Genomic DNA, 14,757 nt, shown 5'->3' with positions numbered 1-14,757 from the left:
TGATCCTGTGCACAATGTGGAGGTGTTCCAGCCATTCGATCAGCTTCCTCCCACGGCTTTGGCCGTGGGTTTCCATCCTGAAATGTGGACGCCCTCGCACCACCGACCCGCCGGTCGAGCGAACTGCTTTAACCGTTGCCGCCGAAACCGGTGGTAACCGATGGAACTGCTCGTCGTCGGCGCCGGGGAGATGGGGCGATGGATCGCCGATACGGTGGCGTCCGCTGAGGCGATCACGGAGCCCGCCGTCTCCTTCACCGACCTCGACGTCGAACGCGCGCGTGACGCCGCGGCAGGCCGTGACGCGCAAGCCCTCAAGGCGTCCACGGTGACGGCGACGGTGGACGGCTTCGAGGTCGTCTGTCTGGCCGTACCGATCTCCGCGGTCCCGGACGCCGTGGCGGCCTACGCCGACGTGGCCGAGGGGGCGATGATCGACGTCTCCGGCGCGATGGCGGAACCGATCGCGGCGATGCGCGACGAACTCGACTCGGACGTCGAGCGCGCCAGCCTCCACCCGCTGTTCGCGCCGCCCCGCGTGCCGGGGAACGTGGCGGCCGTCGTCGATCGGGACGGACCGCGCGTGGCAGCCGTACTCGAGGCGATCGAGGCCGGCGGGAACGACGTCTTCGAGACGACCGCGGCCGAACACGACGAGGCGATGGAGACCGTACAGGCGGGCGCCCACGCCGCCATCCTGGCGTGGCGGCTGGCGGGCGCGGATGTCCGCGAGGAGTTCCACACCCCGGTCTCGGCCGGCCTCGAGGACCTCGCCGACACCGTCACCGAGGGCGCGCCCGAGGTCTACGCCGAGATCCAGCGCGCCTTCGACGGCGCCGACGACGTCGCCGATGCGGCGCGGGAGATCGCCGAGGCTGACGCGTCGGCGTTCGCCGAGTTGTACGAGCACGCCCGCGGTGAGGGAACCGAACGGGAGCGACACGAGTGATGAGAAGAACACGATACCGATGATCGACGAGCAGGCCGTCAGGGATAGTGCGAAGTACCTCCGAAACGTGCGCCCGATCGACCCCGAGGAGGTCGCCGACTACGTCTCGGGCGGCGCACATCCGGCAGTGGTTCGGCAAACGCTGCGGGAGGCGTCCTACGACCTCGGGCTCCGCGAGCGCGAGGACGGGACGTTCGTCCCGGTCGATTCGGATCCGGTTCCGGATCCGGAATGGGGTCCCGAGGCGTTTCCGGAGCCGTACGCCCGTGCCCTCGAGGACGAGCTGGTCGGCGAGTACGGCGCGAACTGGCACGTCGGGGATTCCGGCGACGAGCTCCGGGCGGCGATCCGGCGGCTCAAACGCGACTACTACCACGAGAACCCGGTCGAGTACGACCGGACCGCGGCGCTCGGGTACGCGATCTATCACCTCCCGGATTACTACGCCGTGATCGGGTACGTCATGGCGGACCTGATCGAGAACGGCCTGCTCGACCGGCGTCTGCGCGTCCTCGACGTCGGCGCGGGCGTGGGCGGCCCGGCGCTGGGGCTCCACGACGTCCTTCCGGCGGACGCCGTCGTGGAGTACACCGCGATCGAGCCGAGCCCGGCCGCCGACGTGCTGGAGACGATGCTCGGAGAAACGCGTCCGAGCTTCCGGTCGACGATCCGGCGTGAGACCGCCGAGTCATTCCTCGGGCTCGAGAGTGGGAAGAAGAAGAACGCGAAGGACAGGAACGGAGACGAGACGGACCGAGCGGACACGGACCAGCACGCGAACGGGGACACCTATGACCTCGTCCTGTTCGGGAACGTCCTCTCGGAGCTTGCGGACCCGGTTGCCGTCGTGACGGCCGCTCTCGACGTCCTGGCGGACGACGGGTCGATCGTCGCACTCGCGCCGGCCGACCGGAACACCGCCACCGGGCTTCGGGAGATCGAACGCGCCGTCGTCGACGAGTCGGCGGGGGATGAGGGCGGCGCCGACGCGTCCCCGAACCGGGACGTGACGGTCTACAGCCCGACGCTCCGCCTCTGGCCGGACGCCGAGCCGGACGACCGCGGCTGGTCCTTCGACGTTCGGCCCGACCTGGCGGTTCCGCCGTTCCAGGCCCGCCTCGACGAGGCAGCCGACCGCGGCCCCACGGACGAGCCGGGTGAGTTCATCAACGTCGACGTTCAGTTCGCCGACGCGATCCTCCGTACCGACGGCACGCGCCGCGTCGACGTCCGCGCGGATCCCGAGCGACACCTCCGGATGGCCGACAGCGAGACACACGTCACCGACCGGGTCGACCTGCTGTGTGTCAAGCTGAGCCACGACCTCGCCGACGGCGGCAACCCCCTGTTCAAGGTGAGCGACGGCTCCGAAACCGTCGACCACTACGCGGTGTGTACGCGCGAGACCTCGCTGAACGACACGCTGCTTACGGCCGGCTACGGCGCCGTCCTGGCGGTCGAAAACGTGCTCGTGCTCTGGAACGACGACGAGGAGGCGTACAACCTCGTCGTCGACGACGGGACCGTGGTCGATCTGGTGGCACCCTGATCGACCGGGGAGAACCCTGACCGGCGGAAAACCGCCTGAGACACGGTCCACAGCGGAGTCGGCGTCGGCGATAGCCGCACGATCTGACGAGATGCGTGTCCCTTTAAGCCGGAGTCCGCACCGATCGGATATGGCCGGGACGCTCGCCTCACTGTGGAAGCGGTATCGATCGGTTGGATTGATCTATCGGATCGCGATCGCGTTCGTGATCGGGTCAGCCGCGGGGATCGCCTTCGGCGAACGGATGGCCGTCGTCCAGCCGCTCGGCGACCTGTTCCTCCGACTGCTCAATATGCTCGTGGTCCCGATCATCGTCTTCACCCTGCTGACGGGGATCCGGCAGCTTTCGCCGGCACGGCTGGGCCGGATCGGCGGCGCGACGGTCGCGCTGTACGCGGTCACGACGACGGTCGCCGGCGTGATCGGGCTCGCGGTCGCGAACGTCCTCCAGCCCGGTCGCGGGGTGGAGTTCGTCGCCGGCGAGGCCGAGTCACAGGCGCCGCCGTCGCTGACCGAGGTCGTCCTCGGAATCGTACCGAACAACCCCGTGACGGCGATGGCCGAGGGGAACCTGCTCGGCACGGTCTTCTTCGCCATCGTCTTCGGGATCGCGTTGACGTACGTTCGCGCGAACAAACCCGAGTACGCCGAGAGCGTCGATTCGCTGTTCGAGGCGTTCGAGGTCGGTGCGGAGGCGATGTTCGTCGTCGTTCGCGGCGTGCTCGAGTACGGCGTCATCGGCGTCTTCGCGCTGATGGCGGCCGGGATCGGCACCGAGGGCGTCGGCGTCTTCTCCTCGCTGGGCGAACTCGTGCTCGCGGTCGGGCTCGCGGTCCTCATCCACATCGTGGTCACCTACCTCGGGCTGTTGATGACGGTCGTCTCGGACGTCTCGCCGGTCGCCTTCCTGCGGGGCGCCAAGGACGCGATGGTGACCGCCTTCGCAACCCGGTCCTCGAGCGGGACGCTCCCGGTGACGATGACGAACGCCGAGGAGGACCTCCGGATCGACGAGCGCGTCTACTCGTTCGCGCTGCCGGTGGGCGCGACCGCGAACATGGACGGCGCGGCGATCCGCCAGTCGATCACGGTCGTCTTTGCCGCCAACGTGGTCGGCCAGCCGCTCGCGCTGACCGAGCAGGTCCTCGTGTTGATCGTCGCCGTGCTCATCAGCATCGGCACCGCCGGCGTTCCGGGTGCCGGGATCGTGATGCTCACGGTCGTGTTGACCCAGGTCGGCCTCCCGCTCACCGTGGTCGGGTTCGTGGCCGGCGTCGACCCGATCCTCGGTCGCATCGCCACGATGAACAACGTCACGGGCGACCTGGCGGTGGCGACGGTCGTTGGCAAGTGGAACGACGCGATCGACTTCACGACCGGCGTCTGGGCCGACGGGGCGACCGCCGTCGGCGACGCGGCGCCGGCCGAGGACTGATCACCGACCCACAGATCGACTTCCTGAACCCTGAGAGCGTTGTGTGGGACACGGTGAGAGTGACCGTTGAAGAGAACGCCGTCGTCGACACGCTCCGCCGGCTCCGCGACGCCGTTGAGAACGGCTTCGAAGTACTCACCGACCGACGACGTCGTGAAGCGTCTGGCGACGGCGGAGGAGGGCCACGTTCGCGGTAGGGGGATCGGATCAGCCCAGGACGACGGGAGAATCACCACCAGGGACCCATCTCCGCGGTGTATCACGTTCCATCACAGCACGTTTCATAATACGGTTACCATCCATAATCTAGTTTCCCTTAGTAACTGTTATAGTGTTAGATACTCAATAGTCGATCATGTCCGACAGCACCGAGCAAACCGACGCGATCGAGGAACTCGAGGTGTGGTGTGCTGGCGAAGAGTGGTGTCCGGTTACGACTACCGCAACACTCATCGGCAAGAAGTGGCATCCCGTTATCGTTCATCGACTCCTCGAACATGGTCCAAGCGGCTTCAACGAACTCAAAGAGAACGTGGATGGAATCTCGAGTAAAGTGCTCTCCGACAGTTTGGACGATCTCGGCGAGAAACAGCTCGTTGACCGCGAGATCATCAGCGAGAAGCCGGTCCGCGTCCGGTATTCGCTCACCGATCACGGTGAATCACTCGAACCAGTCATCTACGCTATGCGAGATTGGGGGGTAGAACACATCACGGAATCGGACGACAGGAGCTCGTCGATCGCGTGACCTCTCGGATGCCCCAGTAACTGAGATTTCATAAGACGGGGCCGAATAGTACCCGTATGGACGAGTTTGACTTTTTAGTGATCGGGTCGGGATCCGGGCTCGATGTCGCGAACGTCGCGGCGAGTCAGGGGCAGTCCGTCGCCATCGTCGAACAGGGCCCACTCGGTGGGACGTGTCTCAACCGGGGTTGCATTCCCTCAAAGATGCTGCTGTATCACGCCGACGTCCTCGAAACGATCGAACGCGCCGACGAGTTCCACATCGACGCAACCGTATCCGACGTTGCGTTCGACGACATCATCAGGGAGGTGACCGAAGAGGTGACCGCAGATGCGGAGTCGATTCGTCGCGGTCTGCGGTCGTCCTCCCAGCATACGCTGTTCGAGGGCACAGGGCGGTTCGTGGACGAACGGACGGTCGAACTCGTCGACGGCGACGACGAAGGAGTACAGCTTCGAGCAAAGACGGTCCTCATCGCGGCTGGTACCCGGCCGTCGATCCCGAATATCGACGGGATCGAGGGCGTGAACTACCTCACGAGCACTGAGGCTCTCCAGATCGAGACGCTCCCTGATCATCTGGTCATCGTTGGCGGGGGGTATATCGCTGCCGAACTCGGGCACTTCTTCGGGACGTTCGGGAGCGACGTGACGATCATCGGACGGCGTCCGAATCTACTGCCGGAAGCCGATGAGGAGGTCGCAAAAGCGTTCACCGAGCGCTACGCCGAGAGATTCACCGTCCACACCGGTCACACAGCCACCGCAGTTTCGGAGACCGGTGGAACAGTCACCGTCGAGGCGCATCCGTACGAATACGGCCCCGACGGCGGCGTCACTGACGAAGAGTCCGTGACCGTAACCGGGGATGAACTGCTCGTTGCCGCAGGTCGCAGGCCGAACACGGATCTGCTCACTCTCGATGCGGCGGGAGTCGAAACGGACGACCAGGGGTTCGTCGAAACGGACGACTACCTCCGAACCACTGCCGACGGCGTGTGGGCGCTCGGCGACATCGTCGGCGAGTACCTCCTGAAACACAGCGCGAACCACGAGGCGCAGGCAGTCGCACGCAACATGTTTGGAGACGAATTACGGCCCGTCGACTACACGGCGATGCCGTCCGCCGTCTTCGCCTCCCCGGAAGTCGCCGGCGTCGGCGTCCGCGAGGAAGAGCTCCAAGAGGAGGGTCGAGAGTACGCAGTCAACACGTATCGCTACGAAGACACCGCACGCGGTGATGCAATGAAGGCAAACGGGTTCGTGAAGGTCCTCATCGACCTCGACGGCGAGATCCTCGGCTGTCACATCATCGGCCCCGAAGCGTCCGACCTCATTCAGGAGGTCGTCGTGGCGATGAAGGCAGGCTCGGGGACGGTACAAGACGTTCGGGAGTCGGTCCACATCCATCCGGCGCTCTCCGAAGTCGTCCAGCGCGCGTTCTCCGGACAGTTTTCTCGGGGTGATAGAGAGCACAGTCACAGCCATTCGCACTGATGACGGCTCTGTTGATCGTATCGCGGCCGCATCGACCGGGTTCGATGCCGAATCGAGAGGCAATGCCGATCGAGAGACTCGCTGTCGAAGAGTGTCTTCAGAACGACGGACGGGTTTCCCAACCGCTTTTCCCGAGAATCGGGGCTCACTGACGATCTGACCTGTCTCACCAAAGACGGAGAGGGGGTCCCGTCCATCGAGTTCGGCTTCGGCACCCAGACGGTGCACGGAACTGACGAAGACACGACGATCGAGATCCTGATTCGAAACGCCATCAGCTACGGCACACTTCCCGTCCTGTACGAACAACTCACGAACGTTGACAAATGATCTCGGGTGTCGGCGGGATGACAGTCGCGCTGATGACGCTCGTTATTCAGATCGCCGGAATGACGAACGGACTGGCTGGCTTCGGGTTCGCCCTCGCCGTTGACCGGCTGTCTCGGCGGCGTCAACGCTCCTGGGAACGACGCCGACCCTTCCTCGAACGAACTGACGGCGGCTGGTGGGAGCCGACCGTTCTTCCCCACGAATCGATCGCCTAGGGCCGGAGCACGACGACGTACGATCCCGGCGAGACGATCACCGGACGGTTCATCGTCACCACACATCCCGAGACCGACGACAACTGCTGGCAACCGTTCCCGATGTCGGGGACGGAGGGACCACGCGGTCAGGTTGAGACGTCGAAACTGTGGACGGGGTCGTCCGGGTCCAGCAGGAACGTGTGTTTTGCGACGACGTAGGCCGACCCGGTTATCTCGGGATCGACCACGGCGTAGCCGTCCCGCCGTCGTGCGTCGCGAAGTCGACCCTCGAAACGCGTGCCGATGACGCTCTCGTGGCGGTACGGTTCGCCCACGTCCAGTTCGCCCGTCGAGTGCAACAGCGCCATCTTGCCGCAGGTACCGGTGCCACACGGCGACCGGTCGACGGACCCCGCGGAGAAGACGACGACGTTTCGATCGACCCCCGAGCGCGGTTCGTAGAACTCCGTGTGGTCGACGACCAGCCGATCGCCCGAGAACGGGTCCTCGAAGTCGGCGGCTTCGTTCACGCGCTCACGAACCTCGACGCCGTAGTCGACGAACGTCGCCGTGTTGTCGGGGATAACGTCCATACCGAACGCCGAGGCCGGCACCATCGCGAAGACGTTCCCGGCGTAGACGACGTCGACCGGGACGTCCACGGGGTCGCCGTCGACGTCCATCGAGAGCGTCATCGAGTCGAGGACGTACGAGGAGACGTTCTCGACGGTCACGTGCTCCACCCCGCCGTCGGTCGACAGTTCGGGGTCGGCGGTCACCAGTCCCGCCGGCGTTTCGAGCGTGACCGGGCCGTCAGGATCCAGGTAGCCGGTCTCGATGAGTGCGGTCACCACACCCATCGTCCCATGTCCACACATGTCCTTGTACCCGCCGTTGTCCACGAAGAAGACTCCGAGGTCGGCCTTCTCGGCCGCCGGCGGGACGAGTATCGCGCCGTACATATCGTCGTGGCCGCGTGGCTCCTTCATCAGGAGCGTCCGCACGTCGTCGGCTTCCTCGCGGAAGCGATCACGCTGTTCCTCGACGCTGCCGCCGGCGAACCGGTCCGTGTTCAATCCGCCGGTCACGATCCGCGTCGGCTCCCCGCCGGTGTGCGTGTCCACAGCCTCGATGAGGAGTTCCGTGTGCATCGTTCTGTGTCCGGGGAGTAGCAGTATGAATGTTTGGTACGTCAGGGCAGGCCACTGTAGCCTATCCGTTCCGGAACGCGTCGACGGCGGCCACGACCTGCTTCCGTTGGTCGGCATCGAGTTCGTACTGCGGCGCACGGACGTTCGCGGGCGCGTGGCCCAGATACGCCAGCGCGGCCTTGACGGTTATCTGGGGGTTCTTGACGACGAGGGCGTCCTCAAGCGCGATGACGTCGCGATGGATCGCCGATGCGACCTCGCGGTCGCCGTCTCTGGCCGCCGCGACCAGTTCCGCCAGCGCGCCCGGGAAGACGTTCCCGGAGATGCCGATGAGACCGGTCGCCCCGGCGTTTATCGCGGGCCAGGCTAACGAGTCCCATCCAGAGATGACGTCGAAGTCCGTCTCCTCGGTGCGGCGAATCAGTTCGTGAATCTGTCGCAGGTCCCCCAGCGAGTCCTTGATGCCGACCACGTTGGGATGGGCGGCCAGCTCGACCACGACGTCGGGATCCAGGTTGAACCCGAACGCCGCGGGATAGTTGTACAACAGGACCGGGATCTCGGCCGCATTGGCGACCTCCCTGTAGTGGTGGACGATGTCGTCGTCGCTCGGGGCGCTGTAGTAGGGCGCGTGGACCATCGCCGCGTCCGCACCGACGTCGGCGGCGTGCTGTGTCAGCTCGATGGCCTCCCACGTCGAGGACGACCCGGTCCCCGCGATGACCGGCGTCGAGGCGTGTTCGGCCGTGAACTCGATGACGTCGCGGTGTTCCTGAGGACGGAGCGTGGACCGCTCGCCGGTCGACCCACAGGAGGTGATTCCGGAGACGCCGTTTCGCTCCAGACGGTCGACGTTGTCCGCAAGCGATTCGTAGTCGACCTCGCCGTCATCATCGAACGGCGTCACGATGGGTGGGAACACACCCTCGGTAATGTCACTCATACGTACCTCGATCCGTTTCCGCGAGCTAATAAGTGGTTTGGTGGTGTGCGTGTTACTGGTTCGGGAACCGGTCGAGCGCGAGCGACTCCAGGAGGTCGGGTTTGCGGTCGGTGGTGAGCCACTCGGCGACGAGTTCGCCGATGGCGGGAGCGATGGTGACGCCGTATCCGCTCATCCCGCAGGCGAGGACGTACCCCTCGACGTCGGTCTCGTCGACGATGGCCCGCCCGTCGGGCGTGACCGTGCGAAGCCCGTTCCACTCGTTGATGACGTCGAAACCCGACACGTCCGTCAGGTACGTCTCGACGACGTCGGCCACGTGGAGATACATCGACTCGTCGATTCCCCGCGTGTGGGTCGGGTTCTCGGCCCGCGCGTTCTCGTAGTCGGTCGCGAGACTCCCGGCGAACGCCTGCGAAAGTCCCTCCTCGCGGAGATACACGCCCTCCTCGAAAAAGACGAACGGGAGCGAGAAGGGCTGGCCGGCCTCCAGCACGACGATCGGTCCCTGCGTGTGTCGGAGTGGAACGCTGACGTCGACCAACTGGTTCACCCGCGGTGCCCAGGGACCGGCCGCGTTGATGACGACGTCGGCCGCCTGGAAGCCGTCGCTCGTCTCGACGCCGGTCACCGCGCCGTCGTCGGTGGCGACGTCGGTCACTTCGACACCGGTTTCGACGTCGACGCCCGTCTCGCGCGCCTCCTCGGCGAAGAAGCCGACGATCTCACCCGAGTCGAGGACGCCGTCGTCGGGAAACCACAGGCCACCGCGGAGGTCGTCGCTCGCGAGGCCGTGTGCGGCGATCTCGTCGGGCGAGAGGACGTCCAGGTCCAGGCCGAAATCGGCGAACGACGCTTGCATCTCCCGAACGGTCTCGTACTCGGCGTCGCTTTTCGCCAGATGGAGCGTCCCGATGCGCTCGAACTCGATCTCGCCGTCGCCGCTCTTCTCGTCGTACCACTGCCAGGCGCGCTCGCGAAGATCGTACGTCTCCCGTTCGGGTTCGTCCTGGTGGTGGGTGAACATCGACGCAGATTTCGCCGTCGTTCCGGCTCCGATCATGTCCTTCTCGAACAGGCGGACGTCCAAGTCGGTCGTTCGGAGCTGGTACGCGATGCTGGTGCCGATGATGCCACCGCCGACGATTACCACGGTCTCCATACCGTCTTGTCTCCGATTTCTATTAAAAATGTTTTCCCGGAGTCGCCCGCCGAACGCGACTGACACTGACGCGTGTGCCCGAAGCTTGAGAGGGAGCGACCGGCAGCTACGTCTCTCGCGTTGAATCACAACTATATATTTGTAAGTTTAATCGGACGAGCGGGTGATCGATCCCTCCGCTCGGGACGTTGAGCCCCGTTCGACCCGGATCCATCCATTGATGATTGATCTGGACGTTCTCGGCGTCGGCGGTATTCCCGTCAACGGTGGGTTTCGAGTTGCAGTTCTCCGTTACAGAAGTATCATTTCAAAATAGTACATATACTTCTTATATATCTGGATATAACGCAGTCAAGCGGTCGTTCATTAGTGGGTACGGAACGTCGATCGATACCGACTGAGCTGCCAGTTCAGATCGGGTCGTCGTCGATGAGAGCGCGGTTCGAATCACCGATCAGCAGTTCTGGCTCGACGTGGGAGCCAATCCGGAAACGGAGCACGGCCACCATAGTCGATCGTTTTCGACGGATATAACCACAATAACTGAAATACTGCTTCGAGAATCTCCTGAGAAAGACGATGTGGCTGCTGCACCGTTTCTCGTCGATGATGCTGAGTGACTTCATACGGCTCTCCAACACCACGGCCTCGATATCCACTACGAACGTCACGGAAACCGAAACAGCGTTGAACGTGTCATCGATAACGTATAAACCGCACCTCTTTGTTTCCAAAGTGTTTCATCTCATCGATCCTCGTTCCGGGTCTCCCGAAGCCACTCGAGCACCTCGCCGGCGTGTGCGTCGGGTGGGAAGATCGGGTAAAAGACGTCGTCGATACGTCCGTCCGTGACCACCATCGTGAGCCGGTGCAGGTAGTCGTCGCCTTCGATGTGGAACCGCGGGAGGTCGAGCGCGTCGGCGAGGTCCCAGTCGGCGTCGCTGAGCAGTTCGAACGGGAGATCGAGGCGATCGCGCGCCTCCCGCTGGTAAGCGGTCGACTGCGTGGACAGGCCGTACACCTCTCCAGCGCCCGCGTCCCGAAGCTCTGCGTAGTGGTAGCGGAACCCGCAGGATTCCGGCGTACAACCACGAGCGCCGGGGATCTCTTCCCATCCCTCGGGGATGGTGTCGGCGCCCGGCCGTCCAGTGAGCGGATACACGTAGACGACCGTCCGCGGCGGACGCTCACGAAGGTCGATCGTCGATCCGTCCGTCGCCGACAGCGGGACGTCCGGGAGCGAGGTTCCCTCGAGGTGGTCGGCGGCGCCGTCATCCTCCGGTACCGGCAGGTCGTCCGGCAGCGGGAAGTCCGTGGCCATAACCCGTCGATCGGGTGCCTCGTACATACCGTCATCGACTCCGCGGGAGGTGGTCACACGGGGGGCGGTCACTCGGCTCGGTCACTCGGAACCGTCACAGGCTGCAGCCCGTTCGAGCCGATCGGTGACCGCCTCTCGCCATCGGTGGGGATTGTACCAGCCGCAACCCGCACACCCGACGTCGTCCTCGTACTCCCGGCCGCCCTCGTAGTAGAACTCGATCCCGAGGAAGGGCGGCCGCTCACCGGTCTCGACGCATCGCTCGCACTTGCGACTCTTGAGGAGGTTGTGCTTTCCCGAGAGGATCTGGAAGTGTTCGCGGACCGCCGCGTCGCTCATCGACTCGTAGTCGAAGTCCTCGGGCTCGTCCCACCGGATCCGTGGCTTTCGGTGGTCGACCTCCGGCGTGCCGCCCGGCGTCGAGAGATCGAACGCGTCGCGGCCGTCGTAGAGCTCGCGGACCCGCTTTTTGAACGACTCGGGCATCTCCTGGCGGGTGATCGGCTTCGCGCTCGGGAAGGCGTACTTCATCCGCCGGTGGGTCGTCTCGTCGTCACAGGTCCGGCAGTAGCGGCGGTCGTACTCGCCGCGGCCGTCGGTCGTGCTCACGAACTCGAACCCCTCGTCGCGGAAGTCGCGGATGTAGGCGGCGGGCTGTGACCCCGAGAGCTCACACTCCGAACAATGCCACTCGCCGTCGGCGAGCACGTCGAAGGTCCGGCCCTTCTTGGTGGTCATCGAGGAGGGGTTCCAGTCCTCGACGAGGACGAACTCGGCCGCCCGTTCGCCCCAGTCGGTGAGTGCCACCCGGTCGTCGTCCGTTCGTTCGAGGAGCTCCTGTTCGATCGCCGTCTCGAGGATCCCGGACAGTTCCTCGCGGCCCAGGCCGGTCTCTGACCGCAACTCCGCCGGCGTTCGGGGCCCCTCTTCGAGGAGTTCCACGACGCGTGTGCGTGCGTCGTCCTGGCGAATCTCGTGGATCAGCTGGGCAGTGGCGTCGTCCATCGGTTGGGTACGATCCCATAGGCGGACGGCCGATATATATGCTGGCCCCGGGTCGCATCGTCGGTGTCGCGATGGTCAGGTTGGCCTCACGGTCCCGCAGACGCGTCAGACAGCGGGGTCCCGCAATCGGGACACGTCTCATCGCTCGTCGTCGCCGGGGCGTCACAGGTCGGACAGAACACGCGGTCACACGGTCGATCGCCCATATGTCGGGGTTCGATCCCCAGCGCCTTCAGGCTACCTCCGGTTCAGCGGCTTCAGGCTACCCCCAGTTCGGCGGCTTCGGGGTGTTCCGGTTTGGCGGCTTCGGGGTGTTCCGGTTCGAATGGTGGGTCTCCGAGGAGTCTTCGCTCCGGACGTCGACGGTGCCGGTGGACGCTCCCTAGACGTCGATGAAGTCCGGCTCGGCCCGTTTCTCGTCGCGTTCGGCGACGAGGTGGTCGACGAACGTCTCGACGTCGACGTCGTCGGCCTCGTTCTCGAAGCGGTCCCGGACCGAGATCGTGTCCGATTCCTCCTCGTCGCCGCCGACGATCACCATGTACGGCAGGCGATCGTCGTGCGCCTGGCGGATCTTGCGGCCGACAGTCCAGTCGCGGTCCTCCACCTCGACCCGGAGTCCGGCGTCGTCGAGCGCGTTCTTCACGCGGTGGGCGTAGCCCAGCGTGTCGTCGGAGACAGGCAGGACGCGGACCTGTTCGGGAGCCAGCCACAGCGGGAAGTTCCCCTTGAAGTGCTCGATCGTCACGCCCATGAACCGCTCGATGCTGCCGAGCAGGGCGCGGTGGATCATCACGGGATGGTGCTCGTCGTTGTCCTCGCCGGTGTAGGTCAACTCGAGCCGCTCGGGGATGTTGAAGTCGACCTGCACGGTGCCGATCGTCCACTCGCGGCCGATCGCGTCCCGCGCGTCCAGGCCGATCTTCGGGCCGTAGAAGGCGGCCTCGCCGGCCTCGACGTCGTACTCGAGCCCCTTCGACTCCAGGGCGTTCCGCAGGGCGTCGGTGGCGGTCTCCCAGATGTCGTCGCTCCCGACGGAGTTGTCGCCCTGCGTCTCGATCTTGTAGATGATCTCCAGACCGAACTGGTCGTAGATGTCCTCGATGACGCCGATCGTTCGGCGGATCTCGTCCTCGATCTGGTCCGGGCGGACGAAGGCGTGACCGTCGTCCTGGGTCAGCCCGCGGACGCGCAGGAGCCCGGACAGCTCGCCGGACTGTTCGTTGCGGTAGACGGTGCCGAACTCGGAGTAGCGCAGCGGGAGGTCCCGGTAGGAGTGCTGGTCGTCGTCGAAGATGTGCGCGTGGTTCGCGCAGTTCATCGGCTTGAGCCCGTACTCGGTGTCGTCCTGCTCCCAGGCGAACATCTCGCCGGCCTCCTTGAACGCGTCGTAGTGGCCGGTGGGCTTCCAGAGCTCGGCCTTGTTCAACTCGGGCGTCCAGACCTCCTCGTAGCCGAGTTCGTCGTTCTTCTCGCGGATGTACTCCTCGAGCTCGCGGCGGATCCGCATCCCGTTCGGGTGGTAGTGGGCACAGCCGGGCGAGTGGTCCGGGATGGAGAAGAGGTCCATCTCGCGGCCGATCTTCCGGTGGTCGCGTTCGGCAGCCTCCTCGCGCATCTCGAGGAACTCCTCGAGGTCGTCTTCGGACCCGAAGGCCGTCCCGTACACGCGAGTGAGGCTCTCGTTGTCCTCCTCGCCGCGCCAGTAGGCCGAGGAGATGTTGAGCAGCGTGACGGCGCCGATCTCGCCGGTCGAGTCGACGTGTGGCCCCTGACAGAGGTCCTGCCAGTCGTCCTGGACGTAGAAGCTGACCGGGTCCTCGCCGGCCGCCTCGGTCTCGAGGATGTCGCGTTTGAACTCGTTGTCCGCGTAGGCGTCGAGCGCCTCCTCGCGGGATCGCTCGACGCGCTCGATGTCGTAATCGGCCTCGAGGATCGCCTCCATCTCCGTCTCGATCTCGGCGAGATCGTCCTCGTCGAGGTCGACGCCGGTGACGTCGTAGTAGAACCCGTCGTCTGTCGGCGGGCCGATCGTCAGCTTCGCCTCCGGGTGGAGTCGCTGCAGCGCCTGGGCAAACACGTGGGCCGCGGAGTGACGGAGGACCGTGAGGTACGCGTCGGAGTCCTCGGTCACGATCTCGATCTCGGCCCCGTCGTGGACGGCGTCGTGTTTGCTCACGAGGTCGCCGTCGATCTTCCCGGCGACGGTGTCGCGACCGAGCCCGGGGCCGATCTCGTAGGCGACGTCCTCGACTGTCGACCCGGCCGGTACGGTAAGGGATGATCCGTCCGGAAGGACGACCGTGACGTCGGCCTGCGCGTCGGTCTCGCTCATACTTCCGCGAAGCCGGAGGATCGGCATAAGTGTTGTTGGATGGCGGGACGGGAACGGACGTGACCGGTGCATCGACGGTCCGGCTGAGCGTTGGTGTCCCGTCCCATCCCCTCCCCTCCTGTGCCCTCCCGTCCTT

General features: G+C 65.1%; 15 protein-coding genes. 7 read left to right on the top strand and 8 right to left on the bottom strand.

The window, feature by feature from the left end:
- Positions 1-160: 160 nt before the first annotated feature.
- The 7 genes from OQF70_RS08170 (at position 161) to OQF70_RS08140 (ending at position 6,722) form a co-directional block, all read left to right on the top strand.
- Complete coding sequence (locus OQF70_RS08170; protein WP_280536918.1) at positions 161-949, top strand: NAD(P)-binding domain-containing protein; 789 nt, start codon at positions 161-163, stop codon at positions 947-949.
- Between the two features lie 19 nt (positions 950-968).
- Positions 969-2,498 (top strand): class I SAM-dependent methyltransferase, encoded by a 1,530-nt coding sequence (locus OQF70_RS08165; RefSeq protein WP_280536916.1) that lies wholly within the window; start codon positions 969-971, stop codon positions 2,496-2,498.
- A gap of 130 nt (positions 2,499-2,628) precedes the next feature.
- Positions 2,629-3,933, top strand: a complete 1,305-nt coding sequence (locus OQF70_RS08160; protein WP_280536914.1) for a dicarboxylate/amino acid:cation symporter — start codon at positions 2,629-2,631, stop codon at positions 3,931-3,933.
- A 59-nt stretch (positions 3,934-3,992) separates the two neighbouring features.
- Positions 3,993-4,130: a hypothetical protein gene (locus OQF70_RS08155; protein WP_280536912.1), complete on the top strand. Its 138-nt coding sequence runs from the start codon at positions 3,993-3,995 to the stop codon at positions 4,128-4,130.
- Between the two features lie 158 nt (positions 4,131-4,288).
- Positions 4,289-4,681 carry a helix-turn-helix domain-containing protein gene (locus tag OQF70_RS08150; protein WP_280536911.1) on the top strand — a complete coding sequence of 131 codons (393 nt, stop codon included), beginning with the start codon at positions 4,289-4,291 and terminating at the stop codon, positions 4,679-4,681.
- 56 nt (positions 4,682-4,737) lie between these two features.
- A complete protein-coding gene (locus tag OQF70_RS08145) occupies positions 4,738-6,177 on the top strand; it encodes a dihydrolipoyl dehydrogenase (protein ID WP_280536909.1) in 1,440 nt (479 codons plus the stop codon).
- Between the two features lie 347 nt (positions 6,178-6,524).
- Positions 6,525-6,722, top strand: a complete 198-nt coding sequence (locus tag OQF70_RS08140) for a hypothetical protein (RefSeq protein WP_280536907.1) — start codon at positions 6,525-6,527, stop codon at positions 6,720-6,722.
- Positions 6,723-6,850: 128 nt separating this feature from the next.
- On the opposite strand, the gene OQF70_RS08135 is transcribed toward OQF70_RS08140, so the two are convergent.
- From OQF70_RS08135 to thrS, 8 genes are all read right to left on the bottom strand, one after another.
- Entirely contained in the window at positions 6,851-7,855 is a 1,005-nt protein-coding gene (locus OQF70_RS08135) for a proline racemase family protein (RefSeq protein ID WP_280536906.1), read from the bottom strand.
- A gap of 61 nt (positions 7,856-7,916) precedes the next feature.
- On the bottom strand, positions 7,917-8,798 hold the full coding sequence (dapA, locus tag OQF70_RS08130) for a 4-hydroxy-tetrahydrodipicolinate synthase (protein WP_280536905.1): 882 nt from the start codon (positions 8,796-8,798) through the stop codon (positions 7,917-7,919).
- Between the two features lie 52 nt (positions 8,799-8,850).
- Positions 8,851-9,960 carry an FAD-dependent oxidoreductase gene (locus OQF70_RS08125; protein ID WP_280536904.1) on the bottom strand — a complete coding sequence of 370 codons (1,110 nt, stop codon included), beginning with the start codon at positions 9,958-9,960 and terminating at the stop codon, positions 8,851-8,853.
- A 410-nt stretch (positions 9,961-10,370) separates the two neighbouring features.
- A complete protein-coding gene (locus tag OQF70_RS08120; protein ID WP_280536902.1) occupies positions 10,371-10,619 on the bottom strand; it encodes a hypothetical protein in 249 nt (82 codons plus the stop codon).
- 86 nt (positions 10,620-10,705) lie between these two features.
- Complete coding sequence (locus OQF70_RS08115; protein ID WP_280536901.1) at positions 10,706-11,308, bottom strand: peroxiredoxin; 603 nt, start codon at positions 11,306-11,308, stop codon at positions 10,706-10,708.
- A 54-nt stretch (positions 11,309-11,362) separates the two neighbouring features.
- A complete protein-coding gene (locus OQF70_RS08110; protein WP_280536900.1) occupies positions 11,363-12,286 on the bottom strand; it encodes a hypothetical protein in 924 nt (307 codons plus the stop codon).
- An 86-nt stretch (positions 12,287-12,372) separates the two neighbouring features.
- Positions 12,373-12,492, bottom strand: coding sequence for a zinc ribbon domain-containing protein (locus OQF70_RS08105; protein WP_280536899.1), 120 nt, complete (start codon positions 12,490-12,492; stop codon positions 12,373-12,375).
- Between the two features lie 176 nt (positions 12,493-12,668).
- The gene (thrS, locus tag OQF70_RS08100; RefSeq protein WP_280536897.1) at positions 12,669-14,648 is read right to left on the bottom strand and encodes a threonine--tRNA ligase; all 1,980 of its coding nucleotides are present in this window, start codon (positions 14,646-14,648) and stop codon (positions 12,669-12,671) included.
- Positions 14,649-14,757: the final 109 nt, after the last annotated feature.

The organism is Halopenitus sp. POP-27 (assembly GCF_029889855.1).
Classification (GTDB): domain Archaea; phylum Halobacteriota; class Halobacteria; order Halobacteriales; family Haloferacaceae; genus Halopenitus; species Halopenitus malekzadehii.
This window is presented reverse-complemented; position numbering and strand designations above follow the sequence as displayed.

Excerpts from the sequence above, each read along its gene's own strand:
- OQF70_RS08105 (WP_280536899.1), bottom strand. The coding sequence starts at position 12,492 with ATGGGCGATCGACCGTGTGACCGCGTGTTCTGTCCGACCTGTGACGCC.
- OQF70_RS08150 (WP_280536911.1), top strand. The coding sequence starts at position 4,289 with ATGTCCGACAGCACCGAGCAAACCGACGCGATCGAGGAACTCGAGGTG.
- OQF70_RS08110 (WP_280536900.1), bottom strand. The coding sequence starts at position 12,286 with ATGGACGACGCCACTGCCCAGCTGATCCACGAGATTCGCCAGGACGAC.
- OQF70_RS08135 (WP_280536906.1), bottom strand. The coding sequence starts at position 7,855 with ATGCACACGGAACTCCTCATCGAGGCTGTGGACACGCACACCGGCGGG.
- OQF70_RS08115 (WP_280536901.1), bottom strand. The coding sequence starts at position 11,308 with ATGTACGAGGCACCCGATCGACGGGTTATGGCCACGGACTTCCCGCTG.
- OQF70_RS08145 (WP_280536909.1), top strand. The coding sequence starts at position 4,738 with ATGGACGAGTTTGACTTTTTAGTGATCGGGTCGGGATCCGGGCTCGAT.
- OQF70_RS08140 (WP_280536907.1), top strand. The coding sequence starts at position 6,525 with ATGACAGTCGCGCTGATGACGCTCGTTATTCAGATCGCCGGAATGACG.
- thrS (WP_280536897.1), bottom strand. The coding sequence starts at position 14,648 with ATGCCGATCCTCCGGCTTCGCGGAAGTATGAGCGAGACCGACGCGCAG.
- OQF70_RS08165 (WP_280536916.1), top strand. The coding sequence starts at position 969 with ATGATCGACGAGCAGGCCGTCAGGGATAGTGCGAAGTACCTCCGAAAC.
- OQF70_RS08125 (WP_280536904.1), bottom strand. The coding sequence starts at position 9,960 with ATGGAGACCGTGGTAATCGTCGGCGGTGGCATCATCGGCACCAGCATC.
- OQF70_RS08170 (WP_280536918.1), top strand. The coding sequence starts at position 161 with ATGGAACTGCTCGTCGTCGGCGCCGGGGAGATGGGGCGATGGATCGCC.
- dapA (WP_280536905.1), bottom strand. The coding sequence starts at position 8,798 with ATGAGTGACATTACCGAGGGTGTGTTCCCACCCATCGTGACGCCGTTC.
- OQF70_RS08160 (WP_280536914.1), top strand. The coding sequence starts at position 2,629 with ATGGCCGGGACGCTCGCCTCACTGTGGAAGCGGTATCGATCGGTTGGA.